At 72.9% G+C, this 19,159-nt stretch carries 21 protein-coding genes; 11 read left to right on the forward strand and 10 right to left on the reverse strand.

Going from position 1 to position 19,159, the window contains the following annotated elements; translation table 11 throughout:
- The first annotated feature begins 49 nt into the window (after positions 1 to 49).
- Positions 50 to 1,417 (forward strand): DNA cytosine methyltransferase, encoded by a 1,368-nt coding sequence (locus GV155_RS09170; RefSeq protein ID WP_160007309.1) that lies wholly within the window; start codon positions 50 to 52, stop codon positions 1,415 to 1,417.
- 344 nt (positions 1,418 to 1,761) lie between these two features.
- On the opposite strand, the gene GV155_RS09175 is transcribed toward GV155_RS09170, so the two are convergent.
- The 3 genes from GV155_RS09175 to sepH form a co-directional block, all read right to left on the reverse strand.
- Positions 1,762 to 1,957 (reverse strand): IS3 family transposase (locus tag GV155_RS09175; protein WP_236554214.1); only part of this gene is annotated, 196 nt, incomplete at its 5' end.
- Between the two features lie 134 nt (positions 1,958 to 2,091).
- Complete coding sequence (locus tag GV155_RS09180) at positions 2,092 to 4,101, reverse strand: SDR family oxidoreductase (RefSeq protein WP_160007311.1); 2,010 nt, start codon at positions 4,099 to 4,101, stop codon at positions 2,092 to 2,094.
- Between the two features lie 25 nt (positions 4,102 to 4,126).
- Entirely contained in the window at positions 4,127 to 5,212 is a 1,086-nt protein-coding gene (gene sepH / locus GV155_RS09185; protein WP_160007313.1) for a septation protein SepH, read from the reverse strand.
- 204 nt (positions 5,213 to 5,416) lie between these two features.
- Here sepH and GV155_RS09190 point away from each other — a divergent pair, with 204 nt between their 5' ends.
- From GV155_RS09190 to GV155_RS09200, 3 genes are all read left to right on the forward strand, one after another.
- Positions 5,417 to 6,529: a ferrochelatase gene (locus GV155_RS09190; protein ID WP_160011068.1), complete on the forward strand. Its 1,113-nt coding sequence runs from the start codon at positions 5,417 to 5,419 to the stop codon at positions 6,527 to 6,529.
- Positions 6,526 to 7,392 (forward strand): inositol monophosphatase family protein, encoded by an 867-nt coding sequence (locus GV155_RS09195; protein WP_160007315.1) that lies wholly within the window; start codon positions 6,526 to 6,528, stop codon positions 7,390 to 7,392. Before GV155_RS09190 ends, GV155_RS09195 begins: the two co-directional genes overlap by 4 nt.
- A 169-nt stretch (positions 7,393 to 7,561) precedes the next feature.
- Complete coding sequence (locus GV155_RS09200; protein ID WP_160007317.1) at positions 7,562 to 7,852, forward strand: DUF4193 domain-containing protein; 291 nt, start codon at positions 7,562 to 7,564, stop codon at positions 7,850 to 7,852.
- 68 nt (positions 7,853 to 7,920) lie between these two features.
- Here GV155_RS09200 and GV155_RS09205 read toward each other — a convergent pair whose 3' ends face one another.
- Complete coding sequence (locus GV155_RS09205; protein ID WP_160007319.1) at positions 7,921 to 8,238, reverse strand: DUF4235 domain-containing protein; 318 nt, start codon at positions 8,236 to 8,238, stop codon at positions 7,921 to 7,923.
- Positions 8,239 to 8,306: 68 nt separating this feature from the next.
- A complete protein-coding gene (locus tag GV155_RS09210) occupies positions 8,307 to 8,810 on the reverse strand; it encodes a DUF3093 domain-containing protein (protein ID WP_160007321.1) in 504 nt (167 codons plus the stop codon).
- Positions 8,811 to 8,957: 147 nt separating this feature from the next.
- On the opposite strand from GV155_RS09210, the gene dut reads away from it, so the two are divergent.
- The 4 genes from dut to GV155_RS09230 are packed head-to-tail and all read left to right on the forward strand — an operon-like array spanning position 8,958 to position 11,234.
- A complete protein-coding gene (gene dut, locus GV155_RS09215; RefSeq protein ID WP_442938866.1) occupies positions 8,958 to 9,383 on the forward strand; it encodes a dUTP diphosphatase in 426 nt (141 codons plus the stop codon).
- On the forward strand, positions 9,380 to 10,126 hold the full coding sequence (locus GV155_RS09220; protein ID WP_160007325.1) for a DUF3710 domain-containing protein: 747 nt from the start codon (positions 9,380 to 9,382) through the stop codon (positions 10,124 to 10,126). The genes dut and GV155_RS09220 overlap by 4 nt, the downstream gene beginning before the upstream one ends.
- A complete protein-coding gene (locus GV155_RS09225; RefSeq protein WP_201300120.1) occupies positions 10,123 to 10,488 on the forward strand; it encodes an OB-fold nucleic acid binding domain-containing protein in 366 nt (121 codons plus the stop codon). Before GV155_RS09220 ends, GV155_RS09225 begins: the two co-directional genes overlap by 4 nt.
- Positions 10,485 to 11,234 (forward strand): DUF3159 domain-containing protein, encoded by a 750-nt coding sequence (locus GV155_RS09230; protein WP_236554215.1) that lies wholly within the window; start codon positions 10,485 to 10,487, stop codon positions 11,232 to 11,234. The genes GV155_RS09225 and GV155_RS09230 overlap by 4 nt, the downstream gene beginning before the upstream one ends.
- A gap of 19 nt (positions 11,235 to 11,253) precedes the next feature.
- On the opposite strand, the gene GV155_RS09235 is transcribed toward GV155_RS09230, so the two are convergent.
- Both GV155_RS09235 and GV155_RS09240 read right to left on the reverse strand, forming a co-directional pair.
- Positions 11,254 to 11,955: a potassium channel family protein gene (locus GV155_RS09235; protein WP_160007327.1), complete on the reverse strand. Its 702-nt coding sequence runs from the start codon at positions 11,953 to 11,955 to the stop codon at positions 11,254 to 11,256.
- Between the two features lie 10 nt (positions 11,956 to 11,965).
- Positions 11,966 to 12,628 carry a potassium channel family protein gene (locus tag GV155_RS09240; RefSeq protein WP_160007329.1) on the reverse strand — a complete coding sequence of 221 codons (663 nt, stop codon included), beginning with the start codon at positions 12,626 to 12,628 and terminating at the stop codon, positions 11,966 to 11,968.
- Between the two features lie 59 nt (positions 12,629 to 12,687).
- Between GV155_RS09240 and GV155_RS09245 the strand changes: the two genes are divergently transcribed.
- The 3 genes from GV155_RS09245 (at position 12,688) to GV155_RS09255 (ending at position 16,348) form a co-directional block, all read left to right on the forward strand.
- Positions 12,688 to 14,721 carry an APC family permease gene (locus tag GV155_RS09245; protein ID WP_160007331.1) on the forward strand — a complete coding sequence of 678 codons (2,034 nt, stop codon included), beginning with the start codon at positions 12,688 to 12,690 and terminating at the stop codon, positions 14,719 to 14,721.
- Positions 14,718 to 15,893 (forward strand): class I SAM-dependent RNA methyltransferase, encoded by a 1,176-nt coding sequence (locus tag GV155_RS09250; RefSeq protein WP_160007333.1) that lies wholly within the window; start codon positions 14,718 to 14,720, stop codon positions 15,891 to 15,893. The genes GV155_RS09245 and GV155_RS09250 overlap by 4 nt, the downstream gene beginning before the upstream one ends.
- A 146-nt stretch (positions 15,894 to 16,039) precedes the next feature.
- A complete protein-coding gene (locus GV155_RS09255; protein WP_160007335.1) occupies positions 16,040 to 16,348 on the forward strand; it encodes a hypothetical protein in 309 nt (102 codons plus the stop codon).
- Positions 16,349 to 16,364: 16 nt separating this feature from the next.
- On the opposite strand, the gene GV155_RS09260 is transcribed toward GV155_RS09255, so the two are convergent.
- Genes GV155_RS09260 through GV155_RS09270 form a run of 3 tightly spaced genes read right to left on the reverse strand, consistent with a single transcriptional unit; the run spans position 16,365 to position 19,100 of the window.
- On the reverse strand, positions 16,365 to 17,342 hold the full coding sequence (locus GV155_RS09260; RefSeq protein WP_160007337.1) for an ABC transporter ATP-binding protein: 978 nt from the start codon (positions 17,340 to 17,342) through the stop codon (positions 16,365 to 16,367).
- Positions 17,339 to 18,301, reverse strand: coding sequence for an ABC transporter permease (locus GV155_RS09265; RefSeq protein WP_236554216.1), 963 nt, complete (start codon positions 18,299 to 18,301; stop codon positions 17,339 to 17,341). Before GV155_RS09265 ends, GV155_RS09260 begins: the two co-directional genes overlap by 4 nt.
- Positions 18,294 to 19,100: an ABC transporter permease gene (locus GV155_RS09270; RefSeq protein ID WP_160007339.1), complete on the reverse strand. Its 807-nt coding sequence runs from the start codon at positions 19,098 to 19,100 to the stop codon at positions 18,294 to 18,296. The genes GV155_RS09265 and GV155_RS09270 overlap by 8 nt, the downstream gene beginning before the upstream one ends.
- Positions 19,101 to 19,159 lie beyond the last annotated feature (59 nt).

Here is a 19,159-nt window from a genome sequence, read left to right on the forward strand (position 1 = left end):
GCCGTAGCCAATGCTCAGATCCGACCTGGCGCCACATAAGCTTTGAGGCGTGACCACGGACGAGCCCGCCTTCAGATTCATCGACCTGTTTGCCGGGGTGGGGGGCTTCCACGCCGCGCTCAAGGCCTACGGCGGGGAGTGCGTCTACGCCGCGGAGATCGACAAGGCCGCAGCGGCCGTGTACGAGCGGAACTGGGGCCACAAGGCGCTCGGTGACATCACCGCCGACGCGGACAAAGACAAGAACCTGATGAACGTTCCGGTCCACGACGTGCTTGCGGCTGGCTTTCCCTGCCAGCCCTTCAGCAAGTCTGGCGCGCAGCGGGGGATGGATGAGACCCGCGGCACGTTGTTCTTCAACATTGCTTCGATCATCGAGGCCCACCATCCGTCTGTCGTCCTGCTGGAGAACGTCCGGAACCTGGCCGGCCCACGCCACATGCACGAGTGGCAGGTCATCATCGAGACGCTGCGTGAGCAGGGCTACCGCGTGTCCGAAGTGCCCGCAATCTTCTCGCCGCACTTGCTGCCGCCCGACCGCGGTGGACGTCCTCACGTGCGCGAGCGGGTCTTCATCACAGCTACCTACGACCCCGATGGAACCCGCCACCTGCCCGTGCACCCGGTGGCAACGAACGCTGATTCCATCGACGGGTGGGACCCAAAGGAGGAGTGGGACCTCGAAGACCTTCTGGACGACACCCACAACATCCCGGGTTGCAACCTGACGTCCGCCGAACGTCTTTGGATCGACGCCTGGAATGACTTCGTGGAGTTGATGTGGGAGCGCCGTGAGGGTCGACGCCTGCCTGGCTTCCCCCTGTGGGCCGACTCATGGCAGGACTACATGAAGCCCATCCCTGCTTCGACGCCAGCCTGGAAGGCCTCACACCTGCGGAAGAACTACGAGTTCTATGCAGCCCACAGAGATTTGCTGGACGTGTGGACGGCGAAGTGGGGCGTTTTTACGGACGCGTTTCCTGCCTCGCGTCGCAAGTTGGAGTGGCAGGCCCAGGACACGCCTCGGCTGTGGGACACAGTCATGCACTTCCGCCCATCCGGGATTCGCGCCAAGCGTGCGACCTACCTGCCGGCTCTGGTTGCCATCACGCAGACGTCCATCGTTGGACCGCGTGAGCGACGCATCTCTCCCCGCGAGACCGCTCGCATGCAGGGCCTTCCCGATTGGTTCGACTTCGGCGATCAGAAGCCATCTGCGACCTACAAGCAGATGGGCAACGGCGTCAACGTGGGTGCGGTTTGGCATGTCATGCGCGAGCACGTGCGACGCGATGAGGACGCACTGAAGCGCACTCCTGAGGGACGCCGCATCATTGGAGCAGTGGCCAACGCGCCGTTGTCGCCCGATGCGACCCTGGCCGTGATGAAACCCAACACCGGTAGCGCCAGCGCCTAGTGCGGGTTACGAGACGCTTGCATCATGGTCTGAACGGCATCTGCTGCAGACGGCGCTTGCCGTTGCTCCGAGAACTCCCGGCGCCCACCTCATCGCCTAGGCGGTGAGGTGGTCTACGCGGGACTAGCCGGCGAGCGGCGCGGTACGGGCATAACTGGTCGCCTCGGCGTCTACCTCACTGGCGAGGGCGCAGTGTCTGGCTGTGGCGAAACTTCATTCGATCGAGCGCGCGCAAACGCTGAATGGGTTCGGGCCAGACTCAGTCAGGCCGAGTTTACGGCCCGGAGCGTGCGAAGGCGTGGGCGGCAGCGGCGGGTCTGCTGCACGAACTGGTGACAGTTCGGTTAGGCCGCCTGGGTGGCGGTTGGGAGCATGATCAACTCGTACTCCACCGGGGTCAACCGGCCGAGAGTCGCCTGCCTACGACGGCGGTGATAGGTCCTTTCGATCCAGGTGACGATCGCGATCCGCAGTTCTTCTCGGGTGGCCCAGGAGCGGCGGTTGAGGACGTTCTTCTGCAGCAGGGAGAAGAAGCTCTCCNCCCCACCTGCCCCAGGAACCCCCGCTCGAGCGGGGATTCCCCGGCTGCGCGTGCCTTGCAAGGCGCGCGAACCCCGGGAAACGCCCACCCAGTCGCGGCGCCCACGCCCTGCCCGGCGTGCCCCCCGGGTCGGCTACCAGTGCACGCCGCGGAGCACGCGGGCGAGCATGATCTGCTCGGTCTCCCGCGCGCCGCCCTCGGGCACCGTGCCCTTCGCCGCGGCCGAGTCCGGGAAGACGTGGTAGGCCATGTTGAGCACCCGGAAGGCGGCCTTGGGGGCCACGGTGTGGACGACGGCGCCGGCGTTGCCGAGCAGCGTGTTGATCTCGTGCGGCCGGTCGACGACCGCCCGGATCACCAGGTCGGCGGCCTGGGCGGGGGAGATGGTGGGGAACTTGTCGTAGAGCTTCGTCGGCGCGATCATCGGCGTCCGCACCAGCGGCATGTGGATGCCGGTGAAGGTGACGCCGTCGCCCACCAGCTCGGAGGCGACGACGTTGCTCCAGGCGTCGAGCGCGGCCTTGGAGGCGACGTACGCCGAGAAGCGCGGCGGGGAGGTCTGGACCCCGATCGAGCTGATGTTGACCACGTGCCCGTTGCGCTGGTCGCGCATCGGGGGCAGCAGTCCCATGACCAGCCGGATCGCGCCGAAGTAGTTCAGCTGCATCGTGCGCTCGAAGTCGTGGAACCGGTCCTCCGACAGGCGCAGCGACCGGCGGATCGAGCGGCCCGCGTTGTTGACGACGACGTCGATCGTGGGGAGGTCCTCCGCGAGCCGGGCGCAGAGCTCGTCGATGGCGTCGAGGTCGGACAGGTCGCACGGGTAGACGTGCGCCGTGCCGCCGCGCAGCTCGATGGCCGCCCGCGTCTGCTCGAGCTTGTCCTTGCCGCGGGCCACCAGGACCGGGATGCCGCCGGCCTGGGCGACCTTGAGCGCGACGACCTGGCCGATCCCGGACGAGGCGCCGGTGATCACGACGTGCTTGCCCTCCAGGGCCGCGCGCGCCTTCGGGTCGCGGGCGGTGGCGGTGTCGAGGTGCTCCTCCCAGTAGCTCCACAGCAGCGCGGCGTAGGAGTCGAGGTCGGGCACCGCGATCCCGGAACCGGCGAGCAGCTTCTCGGTGCGGCGGGAGTCGAAGACGGCGGTGAAGGAGGTGTGCGCGAGGACCTCGGCCGGCAGGCCGAGCCGGCCGACGGTCTGGTCGAGCAGCGCCTGGGCCGGCGCGGTGCGGACGACGGCGTTGAGCAGGGAGGCCGGTCGCAGGGCGCGGGGGAGCAGGGGGCGCGAGGAGACCTTGGCCAGCCCCGACTCCACCGGGGTGCGGAACGTCGGCGCACCGGCCGCGGTGCCGAAGGCGTTGAACGCGTCGACCACCGGCTGCGGATCGGGGTCGACGAGGTGGAAGGCCTCGCCGTCGTGGCCGGGCAGGTGGGCGAGATGGTCCATCGCCGCGGCGACGTAGTCGACCGGCACCAGGTTGGTGCGGCCGAGGTCCATCCCGGCCAGCGGGACCCACGACGGCAGCGCGCCGCGCAGCGCCTTGAGCGCCGGGAAGAAGTAGTACGGCCCGTCGACCTTGTCCATCACGCCGGTCTCGGAGTGACCGACCACGATCGCGGGGCGGTAGACCCGCCACGGCACCGCGGACTCCTCGCGCACGATCCGCTCGGACTCGTACTTCGTGCGGTGGTACGGCGAGGGCAGGTGCTGGCCCTCGGCGAACATCGTCTCGTCGAACCGGCCCTGGAAGTCGCCCGCGGCGGCCACCGACGACACCTGGTGGAAGCAGCCCGCGTCCAGCGCCTCGGCCAGGCCGAGGGCGTGGCGGGTGCCGTCGACGTTGAGCGCCTCGTTGGTCGCCGCGTCCGCGGTCATGTCGTAGATCGCGGCGAGGTGGAAGACGTGCTCGACCTCGCCGGCGTGCTCGGAGACCCAGGCCGGGTCGACACCGAGCCCCTGCTGCCCGAGGTCGCCCACCACCGGGACGACGCGGTCGCTGTCCCAGCCGCGTCGCAGCGTGTCGAGACGGCCCCGGGAGCCCTCACGGACCAGGACGAACACGTCGCCCTCGCGGTTCGCGAGCAGCTCGGTGACGAGGTGACGACCGATGAAGCCTGTGGCGCCGGTCACGAAGTACGACATGGGCGGAGGCTAGCGGGTCACGGGCCTACTGGTCGCGGCCGCCGAACATGATCTCGTCCCAGCTCGGTACGGAGGCGCGGCCGCGCTTCTTGGTCACCGGACGGCGGGGCGGCTCCTCCTCGTCGGGGTCACCTGCCTGGTCGTCCGCACCGGACCCGTCGACGTCGGCAGCGGGCTCGCCCGGAGCCGGCGGGATCGTCGCCGCGGGGGCCTCGGTCCGGGCGGCGGGCTCGGCCAGTCGCTCCGCTCCGGCGTCGGTCCCGGCGTCGGTCCCGGCGTCGGTCCCGGCCTCGGGCGCCGTGCCCGTCGCCGGCACGGGGGAGTCGTCCGCGGGGACGGCGGGGGTGGTCGCGGTGTCGTCGTCGTCGCCGAGGACCGGCTTGGCGGGGGCGGGACCCGAGACCAGCTCGATCGCGTCGTCCCCGAGCGGCAGCTCGTCCTCGGCCGGCCCGGAGGCGCGGCGTCGGGCGCGTGCGGCGCTGAGGTCGTCGCCGGACGGCCGGGAGCCGGAGGTCGAGGAGGCGGTGGGGACCACGACCTGCTCACCGACCAGCCAGCGGGCGTCGTCGTCGTCCAGGGTGACGTAGGAGCCCGGGGCGTCGAAGGTGAACGAGGCGACGCCCTCGCGCCGGGCGGTGCGGTAGGTGCCGGTCAGCGTCCACCGGCCGTCCTCGCGCCGCCACGCGTCCCACTCCACCGCGGAGGGGTCGACCTGCTGGGTGCGCAGGTGGGCGGCGACCGCCTCGCCCAGGGTGCGGGCACCACCGGTCGACTCCCCGCCGCGGCGCAGGGACGACTTCTGGGCGCGCTCGGCGATGTGCTGCCGCTCGGCGACGACCGGGCCGGCGAAGGCCATGATCTTGTCGACCGAGGTCTGGGCGGCCTCGGCCACCGCCTCGGGTGACTCCCCGGCCCGGATCCGGGCCTGGATGTCGCGGGGACGCAGGGTTGACTCCATGGTGATCTCCAACTGGCCGAGGCGTGAGGTCTCTCCGCGCAAGGCGGCTCGCAGGCGTCCGTCGAGGGCGAGGGTGAACTCGTCCCCGGCGTCGTCGACGAGCAGCAGGCGGGTCCGGTCGTCGCTCATGCCGACCAGGGTCAGCTGCGGCACGCGTCCCACCTTCCCCGCCGGGCGTGGTGCCCGGCGCCTGCTCGTCGTGGTCCCACGGTCCGCCGAGCCTACGCCAGCGCGGGGCCGTTCTCCTCACGACGCGACCGGACGGGTGGCGGCGACGCTGCCTAGGATCGGGACGTGACCAGCAACGACATCGCCACCAGCACCGCCACGCCCGCAGCGCTCCCCGTCGAGCGGCAGGTGACGGACGTCGCGCCGTACGACGCGGTCCTGCTGGTCTCCTTCGGCGGCCCCGAGGGGCCCGACGACGTGCTCCCGTTCCTGGAGAACGTGACCCGCGGCCGCGGGATCCCGCGCGAGCGGCTGGTCGAGGTGGGGGAGCACTACTACGCCTTCGGCGGCCGCTCGCCCATCAACGACCAGAACCGGGCCTTCCTCGACGCGCTGCGCGTCGACCTCGACGAGGCCGGCATCGACCTGCCGGTCTACTGGGGCAACCGCAACTGGGACCCCTACCTGACCGACGCCCTCGCGCAGATGGCCGCCGACGGCGTGACCCGGGCGGCCTGCTTCGTCACCAGCGCCTACTCCTCGTGGTCGGGCTGCCGGCAGTACCGCGAGAACCTGTACGACGCGGTGGAGGACGTCGACGGTCGGTCCGGCCCCGCCGCGCCGCGCCTGGACAAGCTGCGGCACTACTTCAACCACCCCGGGTTCGTCGACCCCGTCGTCGACGCGACCCTGGCCGCGCTGGCCGACCTGCCCGAGGACGTCCGCGACGACGCCCGGATCCTCTTCGTCACCCACTCGATCCCCGACTCGATGAACGCGTCCTCCGGCCCGCCCGAGCAGGGCGGGGGGGCCTACGTGGCCCAGCACCTCGACGTGGCCGGGGTGGTCGCGGGCCGCGTGGGCGAGGTGACCGGCGTGGAGCGCCGGCACGAGCTGGTCTTCTGCTCCCGCTCCGGGCCACCGCAGATGCCGTGGCTCGAGCCCGACGTCAACGACCGGATGCGGGAGCTGGTCGCTGCGGGGGAGGCGCCGGCGGTGGTGCTGGTGCCGGTCGGCTTCGTCTCCGACCACATGGAGGTCATCTACGACCTCGACACCGAGGCCCGCGAGACCGCCGACGAGCTCGGCCTGCCGATGCGCCGCGCCGGGACCGCCGGGACCGACCCGCGGTTCGTCGCCGTCGTCCGCGACCTGCTCACCGAGCGCGCCGCCGTCGAGCGGGGCGAGGACGTCGCCCGGTCGTCGGTGGGCGGGACCGGCCCGATGTGGGACGTCTGCCCCGCGCAGTGCTGTGCGAACGGCAAGGGTCCGCGACCGGCGCTCTGCGGGCGCGACGCGTGAGCCCCGTCGAGGTCGGCGCGCTGGCCGACCTCGCCCTGAACGTCGCCCGTGAGGCGGCCGCGCTGGTCCGCGACCGCTCGGAGGGGGTCACCGTCGCCGCCACCAAGAGCAGCGACGTCGACCCCGTCACCGAGGTCGACCGTGCCTGCGAGGAGCTGGTCCGCCTGCGTCTGGCGCAGGCCCGCCCCGACGACGCGGTCCTCGGCGAGGAGGGCGACGACCTCGCGGGCACCAGCGGGGTCCGGTGGATCGTCGACCCCATCGACGGCACGGTGAACTTCCTCTACGGGCTCCCGCAGCACGCCGTGAGCATCGCGGCGGAGGTCACCGACGACACGGGCACCGCGACCGTGGTGGCCGGCGTGGTCCTCGAGGTGCCGACGGGCACGGAGTACGTCGCTCGTCCCGACGCGGACGGCGTCGTCCGGGCCACCTGCGACGGCCGCCCGCTGCGCGTCCGTCCCCGGGCGCCGCTGTCGCAGCGGCTGATCGGCACCGGGTTCTCCTACGACGCCGCGCTGCGGGCGCAGCAGGGCGCGGCGCTCGCCGCGCTGCTGCCACGGGTGCGCGACGTGCGCCGCCTGGGCTCGTGCGCGCTGGACCTGTGCCTGGTGGCCCGGGGCGGCCTCGACGGCTACCTGGAGGAGGGCACCCGGCTCTGGGACCACGCGGCCGCCGGCCTGGTGGCGCGCGCCGCGGGCGCGCGCTTCGAGATCACGACCGGTGTCGGTGGGCGCGAGCTCGTGGTGTGCGGGCCCGACGACGGCTTCGAGGAGCTGTGGGACGCGGTCCACGAGGCCGGGTTCGCCGCGGCCGGGGCGGCTCCTGGCCTGGTCGGGCCGGCCGCGAAGGCCGGGGAATAGCCGTGGGGCGGGGGGCGTTGACCGCTCACTGCCGCCCGCGGCGCGTGCGCCGCGCCACCTCCGTGGTGACCACCTGTCGACCCCCTGGACCGTGGGGTGGGGTGATGGTGCACAATCTGCCCCGCTAGAGGGGGCGAGCAGACATCTCGAAGGGAGTGAGTGAGGGCACATGGCGACCGACTACGACGCACCGCGCAAGAACGAGGAAGACCAGTCCGAGGAGAGCATCGAAGAGCTCAAGGCGCGACGGCACGACAAGAACTCGGGCAAGGTCGACGAGGACGAGGCGGAGGCAGCCGAGTCCTTCGAGCTGCCCGGCGCGGATCTCTCGCACGAGGAGCTGGCCGTCGAGGTCAAGCCCAAGCAGGACGACGAGTTCACCTGCATGAGCTGCTTCCTGGTGCACCACCGCAGCCAGCTGGCGGACGAGAAGAAGATGATCTGCCACGACTGCGCCTGACCTGCAGACGTAGGCGAACGGCCCCGGCCCCCTTCAGGGGGACCGGGGCCGTCGTGCGTCCGGGTCGGTCAGCTGGCGGGGGTGGGCGCGTCCTCGTCGAAGCGGTCGGCACCCAGGCCCGGGGGCATGTGGCCGGTCGAGCGGGCGTAGTAGTTGGCCGCCTTCCGCGTCGCGAGCATGCGCGCGATCTGGATCAGCGTCCCGCTCAGGGCCGCCCAGGCCACCGCCTCCCAGATGTCGACGTCGGGGTCGGCGGGGTTGGCCGGCGGCTGCTTGCCGGTGGCCTTCAGCCAGGTCGTGTTGAGGCCCTTCTTCGCCACGGTGGCGGCGCCGAGCGCCGCTGCCAGGGAGAAGACGGACCAGATCTTGGAGCTCTCCGATGCCATGGACGTCAGGCTATCGAGCCCGTTCGGGGCGCAGGCACCCCCCGCGGGGCGGCACGGCCGGCGGGTGGTCAGGCGTCGGTGGTGCGGGCCACCAGCGCGCGCAGCGCCGCGGCGAGCCGAGCGGGGTGGCGGGTGCTGACCAGCCAGTACGGCGCGGGGTCACGCGGGTCGAGCACCTCCACGCGGACCGCGCGCTTGCGGTACGGGCGCAGCAGCAGGTAGGCACGGGCGTCGGCGTCCCGGCCGGCCACCAGGCGCGCCTCCTCGGCGTCCAGCTCGTCCACCCGACCGAGGTGGTGACCCGCGATCGAGGCGCGACCGGCCCGGAAGGTGGAGTCGTCGACCCGGACGACCGCGGAGCCGTAGGCCACCAGCAGGCCCGCCAGCAGGGCCAGGCAGAGGCCGGCGACCCCGAAGGCCACCAGGGCGGGGGTGGCCACGACCAGGGCCAGCCACAGGGAGGCGACCAGCATGGTGCCCTGGACCCACCACCGCAGCGGCACGCCCAGGCGCTCGTCGTGCCCCGCGGCGCCGTCGGGGCGCTGGGTGGGCGTGGGCGAGTGCGCGGTCACGTCCCCAGGGTCCCACCCCGGGCCAGGCGCGGCACGCAGACCCCCGGCTAGCCTCCCGCCGTGAGCGACGACCACCACACCGACCCCGACGGGCACCCCGGCGCCGACCTGGAGATCGCCCTGGTGCGCCTGGACCCCGACCTCCCGCTGCCGTCGTACGCCCGACCCGGGGACGCGGGCGCCGACCTGTGCACCGCCGTCGACGTCGAGCTCGGCCCGCACGAGCGGGCTCTCGTCCCCACCGGGGTCGCCCTGGCGCTCCCGCCGGGGTACGTCGGGCTCGTGCACCCGCGCTCGGGCCTGGCCGCGCGGCACGGGTTGTCGGTGCTGAACACGCCTGGGACGATCGACGCGGGCTACCGGGGCGAGATCAGCGTGCTGCTGGTCAACCACGACCCCGTCACGTCCCTGCGGCTGCGTCGGGGCGACCGGATCGCCCAGCTGGTCGTCCAGCGTCACGAGCGGGCGCGGTTCGTGGAGGTCGACCGCCTGCCGGACTCCGAGCGCGGCAGCGGAGGCTACGGTTCTACCGGGGGCTACGACCCCGCGTCGCGAGGAGGAGAAGAGCAGTGAGGTTCCGCCGCAAGTCCACCACCGACGATGGTGACCAGGGGGTCGAGGACGCCGCCTCGGTCGAGCGCGACCCGGGTCCCTGGGACGTCGACGACCTCGGAGACGACGGGACCGAGCGGGTCGACCTCGGCTCGCTGCTCCTCCAGGGTGAGCCCGGCCGCGACCTCCGGCTCCAGGTCGACGAGGCCTCGGGCGACGTCCAGTCGGTCGTGCTGGCCGGGAACGACGGGGCGCTCGACGTCCGCGCGTTCGCGGCCTCGCGCCACGGCGACCTGTGGTCCGAGGTACGGCCGCGGATCGCCGCCGACATGGCCCGCCGCGGTGGCACCGCCACCGAGCAGGAGGGCCGGTTCGGCCCCGAGCTGGCCTGCGAGGTGCGCGTACGCACCCCCGACGGCGCCGTCGGCGTGCAGCAGTCCCGCGTGGTCGGCATCAACGGGCCCCGCTGGATGCTGCGCGCGACCTTCATCGGTCGCCCCGCCGTCGACGCCGAGGCCGCCGTGGCCTGGGAGGAGGTCCTCGAGCGCGTCGTGGTGCGCCGCGGGCAGAACCCGGTCCCGCCCGGTGAGCCGCTCCCGATCAAGCTGCCGGAGAACGCCCGCCGCGTCGAGCGGCCCCCGGCCGACCCCAAGCGGGCGCTGGCCCAGGAGCAGCCCGTCGACCAGCCCGTCGACCAGGCCGTCGACCAGCCCGTCGACCCTGCTCCGCAGGGCACCGACCCCGACGGGGACCCCCGGTCGTGAGGTCGCTGCGGCGCTCCCGCGACGTCGAGCGTCCCGGTCGCCGCGGGAACGACGACGACCGTCAGCCCGGTGAGGGGCCGCCGGCGGTGGAGGTCCCGGTCCAGCGGATCGGCGACGCCCCCGACCGGGTCCCGGTGTGCCTGGAGGGCAACCTGCGGATGATCACCCTGCGACCGCGCGGCGGCGTGCCGGCCCTGGAGGCCGAGCTGGCCGACGGCACGGGCTCGCTCATCGTGGTCTGGCTGGGTCGCCGTCACATCACCGGCGTCCACGCGGGTCGCTCGATGCGCGTGCAGGGCCGGATCGGGCAGCACGGCGGCGTGCGCACGATGTTCAACCCCCGCTACGAGCTGCTGCCGTGAGCGACCCGGACGGCGGCACCGCGCCGGGCGCCCCCGCCGCGCGCGCCGTCTCGGGCGTCGACTCGGTCGAGGCGCTGGTCCGGGCCCAGATGGCCCGGGCGCTCGGCGGGCGTCGCGGCATGGTCGAGGCCGGTGTCCCCGGGGCGTTGTTCACGGTGATCTGGCTGATCACCAAGGAGCTGTCGGTCGCGCTGGTGGCCAGCATCGCGGTCACCGTCGTGATGCTGGTGGTCCGCCTGGTGCAGCGCTCGACGGTCCAGTTCGTGATGAACGCGCTGGTCGCCATCGGGATCGGCTACCTGTTCGTGCGGCTCGCGGCCGCCTCCGGGGGGAGCGAGTCGGAGCAGGCGCTGGCGTTCTTCCTGCCCGGGATCCTGGTCTCCACGGGCTACACCGTGGTGATGGCCGGCTCCTGCCTGGTCGGGTGGCCGTTCGTCGGGTTCCTGCTCGGCAGCGTCACCGGCGACCCCACCGCCTGGCACGCCGACCGTCAGGTGGTCGGCCTGTGCAGCCGGCTCACCTGGATCTTCCTGCTCCCGGGCGCGATCGGCGCCGGGCTGCAGGGCCCGGTCTGGCTGGCCGGCTGGTCCGGTCTGATCGACATCGACCTGGCGGTCCTGGTCCTGGGGGTGCTCCGGCTCGGCCTGGGGTGGCCGCTGCGGATCGCCTCCTGGAGCGCGATGATCTGGGTGCTGACGCGCGACCGCACCCCGATCGAGCAGGCGACCGGCTCCCCGGCCACCTGATCCGACCCCGGGCGGCGGCTCAGGCCTGGCCGGCGGTCCGCTGGGCGCCGCCGGCCGGGTGGTTGGCCGGGGCCAGCAACCGCTCGAGCTCGTCCTCGCCGACGTCGGGCACCACGAACAGCAGCTCGTCCCCGGCCTCGACCGGCTGCTCGGCGTCGGGCACGTACACCTGGCCGTCGCGCAGGATGGTCACCAGGGCGCAGTTGTCCGGCAGCGGGATCAGGCCGACCTGCTTGCCGACGTAGGGGGAGTCCGACGGGAGGGTCATCTCGACCAGGTTGGCGTTGCCCTGGCGGAAGGTGAACAGCCGGACCAGGTCGCCGACCGTGACGGCCTCCTCGACCAGGGCGGACATGATCCGCGGGGTCGAGACGTTGACGTCGACGCCCCAGGCCTCGCTGAAGAGCCACTCGTTGTTGGGGTGGTTGACCCGCCCGACGGTGCGCGGCACCCCGAACTCGGTCTTGGCCAGCAGCGAGGTCACCAGGTTGGCCTTGTCGTCACCGGTGGCCGCGATGACGACGTCGCAGCGGTCGAGCCGGGCCTCCTCCAGCGACGACAGCTCGCAGCAGTCCGCGAGCAGCCACTCCGCGTCCGGCACCCGCTCGGGGCGGATCGCGGAGGCGTACTTGTCGATCAGCAGGACCTCGTGGCCGTTGCCGATCAGCTCCCGGGCGATGGAGCGCCCGACGGCGCCCGCTCCGGCGATGGCGACCCTCATGGCTGGTTCCTCACTCCTGCTCGGGTCCGCGCTCGATGACGCGGTAGGCGTGCTGGGCGTTCTCCTCGCGGATCACGAGGTGGAGCAGGTCGCCCTCCTGGACGACCGACTCCGACGTGGGCAGGACGCCCTCGCCCAGCCGGTCCAGCCACGCGATCCGGGAGCGGGACTGCTCCTCCAGGTCGCGGGTGCGGGTGCCGACCCAGGTCTCGGGCACCGGGACGTGGTCGACGCGGATCGTGCCGGAGGGGTCGCGGAAGTCCGGCTCGGCGCCCGCAGGCACCAGCCGCCGCAGCACCTGGTCGGCGGTCCACTTGACCGTGGCGACGGTGGTGATGCCCAGGCGCTGGTAGACCTCGGCGCGGCCGGGGTCGTAGATCCGGGCCACGACCTGCTCGATCCCGAAGGTCTCGCGGGCCACCCGGGCGGCGATGATGTTGGAGTTGTCGCCGGAGCTGACGGCCGCGAACGCGTCGGCGCGTCGGATGCCGGCCTTCTCCAGGACCTCCTGGTCGAAGCCCATCCCCGCGACCTTGTCGCCGTTGAACCCCGGGCCGAGGCGTCGGAACGCGTCCGGCTCGCTGTCGATGACGGCGACGGTGTGGTTCCGGTCCTCGAGGCTGCGCGCCAGGGTCGAGCCGACCCGGCCACAACCCATGATCACGACATGCACGCGTGCACCGTATCCCGCGCGGCGCCGGGGCGGGACGCGGTGCCGTACTCTTCCCGACCGTGGGTGTCCGCGACGTGTCCAAGCGCATCCTCCTGGGACGCAAGCTGCGCAGCTCCCAGCTCGGCGAGACCCTGCTGCCCAAGAAGATCGCGCTGCCGGTCTTCGCCAGCGACGCCCTCTCCTCGGTGGCCTACGCCCCCGACGAGATCTTCATCATGCTGTCCCTGGCCGGCGTCTCGGCCTACACGTGGTCGTGGAAGGTCGGCATCGCGGTCGCGATCATCATGACCGCGGTGGTCGCCTCCTACCGCCAGACGGTGCACGCCTACCCCAGTGGTGGTGGCGACTACGAGGTCGCCAGCGTCAACCTGGGACGCAACGCCGGCACCACGGTGGCCGCCGCGCTGCTGGTCGACTACGTGCTGACGGTGGCGGTCTCCATCTCCTCGGGGGCGCAGTACGCCGCCGCGGCGCTGCCGTTCCTCGCCGGGCACGAGCCGCTGGCGGCCAGCGCGATGGTGGTCATCCTGATGGCGCTGAACCTGCGGGGGATCCGCGAGTCGGGTGCGCTCTTCGCGGTGCCGACCTACCTGTTCATGGTCGCGGTGCTCGGCATGTGCGGGATCGGCCTGCTGCAGCTGATCACCGGCAACCTGCCGCAGGTCTCGAGCGCCGAGTTCACGATCCTCCCCGACCCCGGCTTCGACGGCGCGCTGACCACGATGGGGCTGCTGATCCTGCTGGCCCGGGCGTTCTCGTCGGGCTGCGCGGCCCTGACCGGCGTCGAGGCGATCAGCAACGGGGTCCCGGCCTTCCGCAAGCCCAAGAGCCGCAACGCGGCGACCACGCTGCTGCTGCTCGGCCTGATCGCGGTCACGATGATGATGAGCGTCATCGTGCTGGCCCAGCAGATGGGCGTGCGCTACGTCGACCCGACCGAGATCGACCGGTTGATCCAGGCCGACGGCACCCCCGTCCCCGAGGGCTTCCGCCAGGACGCGCTGATGGCCCAGATCGCCGAGGGCATCTTCCGCGACTTCCCGCCGGGCTTCTACTTCGTGGTGGTGATGACCGGGTTGATCCTGGTCCTGGCCGCCAACACCGCCTTCAACGGCTTCCCGGTGCTCGGCTCGATCCTGGCCCAGGACGGGTTCGCCCCCCGCGCGCTCGGCTCGCGCGGTGACCGGCTGGCGTTCTCCAACGGCATCGTCTTCCTGGCCGCCATGGCGATCGTGCTGATCCTCGCCTTCGACGCCCAGCCCACCCGGCTGATCCAGCTCTACATCGTCGGCGTCTTCGTCTCCTTCAACCTCAGCCAGCTCGGCATGATCCGGCACTGGACGCGCCTGCTGCGCTCCGAGCGCGACCCCGCCGCCCGCCGCCGGATGATGCGCTCCCGGGCGATCAACACCGTTGGGCTCAGCCTGACCGCGGTCGTCCTGGTGATCATCCTGATCACCAAGTTCCTCGAGGGCGCCTGGATCACGATCCTGGCGATGGGGTTCTTCTTCGCCCTGATGCGCAAGATCCGCAGCCACTACGACAGCGTCGAGGAGGAGCTGGCCGCCGAGGAGACCGACAAGGTCCTGCCCACGCGGGTGCACGCGATCGTCCTGGTCTCGAAGCTGCACAAGCCCACGCTGCGCGCCCTGGCCTTCGCCAAGGCCACCCGGCCCAACGTCCTGGAGGGCGTCTACGTCTCCAGCGACGCCCGGGACACCGCGAGGCTGCTCGCCGCGTGGGAGCAGCGCAACTTCGGCGTCCCGCTGAAGGTGCTGCACTCGCCCTACCGCGAGCTGGTCAAGCCGATCGTCGAGTACGCCACCGAGATCCGTCGGGCCAACCCGCGTGGCGTGGTCGCGGTCTACATCCCCGAGTACGTCGTGGGCCGCTGGTGGGAGCAGCTGCTCCACAACCAGACCGCGCTGCGGCTCAAGGGTCGGCTGCTGTTCGCCCCCGGCGTCATGGTCATCTCGGTGCCCTACCAGCTCCGCTCGTCGCGGATCGCGAAGGAGAAGGTCATGCGCGAGGGCAAGCGTGTCCAGCCCGGCGACCTCCGCCGCGGCCGCGCCGACGAGCCGTCGCGCCGATGAGCGCGCCGGACCGTCGCCGCGGGCGTCGCCCCGGGACCCGTACGGGCGCCCGACCCGCACGGGCCCGCACGCCCAAGGGGCGGGTGCGGGTGGGGGAGCGGTTCGAGGCCGAGGTCGGCCCGGTCGCCCACGGCGGTCACTGCGTGGCCCGGCTCGACGCGCGTGCGGGCGAGGACGCCGGCCGGGTGGTCTTCGTGCGCCACGCACTGCCCGGCGAGCAGGTGGTCCTGGTGGTCACCGAGGGCTCCGACGGGGACCGGTTCTGGCGCGGTGACGCCGTCGAGGTCCGCACGCCGTCCGCCGACCGGGTGGAGGCGCCCTGCCCGTACGCCGGCCCGGGCCTGTGCGGCGGTTGCGACCTCCAGCACGTGGCGCTGCCGGCGCAGCGTGACCTGAAGGCGGCCGTCGTGCGGGAGCAGCTGGCGCGCCTGGCCGGGCTCGACGTGGACGTCACCGTCGAGGCGGTGCCCGGGGACGACGAGGGCCTGCGCTGGCGCACGCGGCACCACTACGTCGACCTGCCCGGAGGACGCCAGGGGATGCGCGTGCACCGCTCCCACGAGGTCGTCGAGGTGGACGACTGCCTGCTCGACGCGCACCGGCCCCCGTCGTACGACGTCGGGCCGCACACCTTCGCCGTGGCCGACGGCGGCTTCTGGCAGGTCCACCCGGGCGCCCCGGGCGTGCTGGTGGAGTCGGTCCTGGCCGCGCTGGCGCCGCGCTCGGGCGAGCGCGCGCTCGACCTGTACGCCGGGGTCGGCCTGTTCGGCCGCTTCCTGGCCGACGCGGTCGGCGACACCGAGCTGGTGAGCCTGGTCGAGGCCGACGCCGAGGCGGCGAGCCTGTCGGCCGAGAACGTGCCGGGCGCCGAGGTCCACGCCGGGCCGGTCGAGCAGGTGCTCGGCGCCGGCGTGGCGCCCGAGGTCGACCTGGTCGTCCTGGACCCCCCGCGCACCGGCGCGCGGCGCCCCGTGGTCGAACAGGTCGTCGCCCGCGGCCCCCGCGCGGTCGCGTACGTCGCCTGCGACCCCGCCGCGCTGGCCCGCGACGTCGCCACCTTCGCCGAGCTCGGCTACGAGCTGCGCAGCCTCCGCGCCCTCGACCTGTTCCCGATGACGCACCACGTCGAGTGCGTGGCGCTGCTGGAGAAGGTCGGCTCCGACCTGGGGTGATGGGTTCGCGGCGCCCAGCGCCACGAGCGGGACGACCTCCGGGTGCGTGCCGGTACGGGGTACCAGCCCAGATGTCCGCTGTCGGGTGGTACCCCGTCTGCACGAGGCTCGGCACGTCCGAACAACCCGTCCCCTGGAGGTACCCCATGAACGTCCGCCGCACCCTCGCCGCCGGCAGCGCCGCTGTCCTGATCGCCCTCGCCCCGGCCACCGCCTTCGCCAGCAACGGCGCCGACGACGGCCCCCACCACGGCCATCACGGGTCCGACGACGGCCCCCGTCACCACGGTCACGGGTCGGACGACGGCCCGAACCACCAGCGTCACGGCGCCGACGACGGGCCCCGTCACCACGGTCACGGGTCGGACGACGGCCCGAACCACCAGCGTCACGGCGCCGACGACGGGCCCCGTCACCACGGTCACGGGTCGGACGACGGCCCGAACCACGACTGACCGCTCCGTCCCGGCCTCAGCGGCGCGCGGCATAGACCTTGCGGACGACGTCCTCGACCCGCGGCTCCTCGACCGAGAGGTCGACCACCTCGACGCGGGTGGAGACCGCGGCGAGCACCCGCGCCGCGGTGGTGCGCTGGGCGTCGAAGGCCAGCCGCTGACGCAGGCCGTGGCCCTCGCTGCCGAGGTGGCGGGTGTCCGGCACGTCGGTGAGGTCCGCAACAGGCTCGGCGAGGTCGACGACCAGCACCCGCTCGGCCCCGACGGTGCGGCCCAGGCCGGCCAGGTCGCCGTCGAAGACGAGCCGGCCGCGGTCGACCAGCACCACCCGGTCGCACAGCCGCTCCACGTCGCCCATGTCGTGCGTGGTCAGCAGCAGGGTCGTGCCGTGGGTGGCCCGCTCCTCGACCAGGAACTCGCGCAGGCGCTGCTTGGAGAGCACGTCGAGCCCGATCGTGGGCTCGTCCAGGATCACCAGGCGCGGGCGGTGCAGCAGGGCTGCGGCGACCTCGGCCCGCATCCGCTGGCCCAGCGACAGCTGGCGCACCGGGGTGCCGAGGATCTCGGCCATCTCGAGACGCTCGACCAGCTCGTCGGTCCGGGCCCGCGCGTCGGCGGGCGGACGTCGGTGGATGGCGGCGAGCAGCGAGAACGACTCCCGCACCGGCAGGTCCCACCACAGCTGCGAGCGCTGCCCGAACACGACCCCGACCTCGCCGGCCAGCCGTCGACGGTCGGGCACGGGCCGACACCCGCAGGTGCGGACCTCGCCGGAGGTCGGCACCAGGATCCCGGTCAGCATCTTGATGGTCGTCGACTTGCCGGCGCCGTTGGCCCCGATGTAGCCGACGGCCTCGCCGGGGGAGACCCGCAGGGTCAGGTCGTCGACGGCGCGGACCGTCCGCCGGCGCAGCCCGTCGCGGACCCGGAAGTCACGGGTCAGGCCGGTGGTCTCGATGATCGGCTCGCTGCTGCCGGTGCCGTCGTGCGTCATCCGCCTGCTCCTTGGTAGTGCCGCACGCCCCAGCGCCAGCAGGTCAGGGCCAGCACCCACGCCCACACCGCAGCCAGCGGGGCGCACCAGCCCAACCACCCCGGCAGCCCGGGCACGCCGGGGAGGTCGAGCAGGGTGCCCACCGGAAGGTAGCCGGTGAAGGCCATCGGGAAGACGAAGCCGAAGACCACGAGCAGCCCGCGGGGCCAGACCGACGCGGGCTGGCCGGCGGCGTACCGGCCCCCGTAGACGAAGGCGTTGGTCATCTCGGCGCCGTTGACGAGGAAGAACTGCAGGCCGGCCGCGGTCACGAACAGCGCCGCGAACGTGGCCGCGCCGGAGAGGACGGCGAGCACGAGCAGCGCGACGGCCGAGGGCCCCCACGTGATGTCGTTGAGCACCAGCCCGACGACCAGGGCCACCGCGCCGACCGAGGCGCGGGCCAGGCGCCGCAGGGAGATGTCGCTGGTGACCAGCTGCAGCAGCAGCGGCTGCGGTCGCAGGTAGAACACGTCGAGCGTGCCGGCACGGATGAAGCGCGGCAGCTCGTCGCAGTGCCCCACCACCATGTCGGCCAGGCTGAAGGTCAGGTCGGCGATCCCGAAGACCAGCACCACCTGGGCCAGGGTGAGCCCGCCGATGCGGTCGACGGCGAGGAAGAGCACCGCCACCTCGGCCAGCTCGACCAGGCCCACCAGCAGCGAGCTGCCCAGGTCGAGGGCGAAGCTGGCGCGGTAGCTGCGCTGCGACCGGATCCGCGAGGCCAGGACGACGCGGTACGGCTCCCAGCGCGCGCGCAGGGTGAGGGTCTCGTGACGCTCGCTGCGCTCGCTCCTCGACCACCGGGGCGGCCGCTGCCTGCGCTCGCTCCTCGACCACCGGGGCGGCCGCTGCCTGCGCTCGCTCCTCGACCACCGGGGCGGACGCTCGCTCCTCGACCACCGGCGGGTGTCAGCCACCCTGCACCTCCAGCCTGCGGCGCCCGGCCCGGGTCAGCACCTGTCCCAGGACCGCGGCGGCGGCCAGCCAGGCGGCCTGCTGCGCGACGAGCAGCAGCGCCGGGAGGCCCTCGACGCGCCCGGAGAGCAGGTCGACGGGGTACATCATCATCGAGGGGAACGGGGTCGACACCGCGACCGCGTGGAGCCAGTCGGGGAAGAGGCTGATCGGCACGAACAGCCCGGCCAGGAAGCCCGAGGCGACCATGTAGAGGATCTGCAGGCCGCGGGTCTCGACGATCCAGAACCCGACCACGGCCAGCAGGTAGACGCAGGCGCAGGACAGCACGATGCCGAGCAGCACGCTGACCGCCCCGAGGAGGTACGTCCACGCGGACCCGGGGGTGCTCATCCCGACCAGCAGCGCGCCGATCACCACCGACGGCACGCCGCGGGGGAGCAGGGCGAAGAGCCGGCGGCCGGTGTCGGTGGCGACCGCGGCCGCCTGGACGTCGAGCGGGCGCAGGAAGTCGACCGCGACGTCACCGGTGCGGACCCGGTCGGCCATGTCGGTGCGGCCGGTCAGGTTCACCGAGCCGAGCAGGCCCTGGGAGAGCCAGATGTAGGCGCTCATCTCGGCCAGGTCGTAGCCCCGCAGCTCCCCGCCGGCGGCCCGGACGGTGGCGAACAGGATCGCCACCTTCAGCAGCCCGAAGGTGGCGTTGGCGACCAGGCCGCCGAACGCGGCGAGCAGGTAGGCCGACTGCTCCCGGAACCCGGCCCGCACCAGGCGGAGGTAGGTCCCGACCGGTGAGCGCACAAGCGCGAGAACCTACTCCGGGGTGACCGGTGGGTCAACGGGCCGGGTTAGCGTCGCGG

Source organism: Nocardioides sp. AX2bis (assembly GCF_902506435.1).
Classification (GTDB): Bacteria; Actinomycetota; Actinomycetes; order Propionibacteriales; family Nocardioidaceae; genus Nocardioides.

What these genes read in the sequence shown, in the direction of transcription:
- GV155_RS09235 (WP_160007327.1), bottom strand. Translation starts at nt 11,955, where the DNA reads ATGAGGGTCGCCATCGCCGGAGCGGGCGCCGTCGGGCGCTCCATCGCC.
- GV155_RS09260 (WP_160007337.1), bottom strand. Translation starts at nt 17,342, where the DNA reads ATGACGCACGACGGCACCGGCAGCAGCGAGCCGATCATCGAGACCACC.
- GV155_RS09205 (WP_160007319.1), bottom strand. Translation starts at nt 8,238, where the DNA reads ATGGCATCGGAGAGCTCCAAGATCTGGTCCGTCTTCTCCCTGGCAGCG.
- GV155_RS09250 (WP_160007333.1), top strand. Translation starts at nt 14,718, where the DNA reads ATGAGCGCGCCGGACCGTCGCCGCGGGCGTCGCCCCGGGACCCGTACG.
- GV155_RS09180 (WP_160007311.1), bottom strand. Translation starts at nt 4,101, where the DNA reads ATGTCGTACTTCGTGACCGGCGCCACAGGCTTCATCGGTCGTCACCTC.
- GV155_RS09255 (WP_160007335.1), top strand. Translation starts at nt 16,040, where the DNA reads ATGAACGTCCGCCGCACCCTCGCCGCCGGCAGCGCCGCTGTCCTGATC.
- GV155_RS09200 (WP_160007317.1), top strand. Translation starts at nt 7,562, where the DNA reads ATGGCGACCGACTACGACGCACCGCGCAAGAACGAGGAAGACCAGTCC.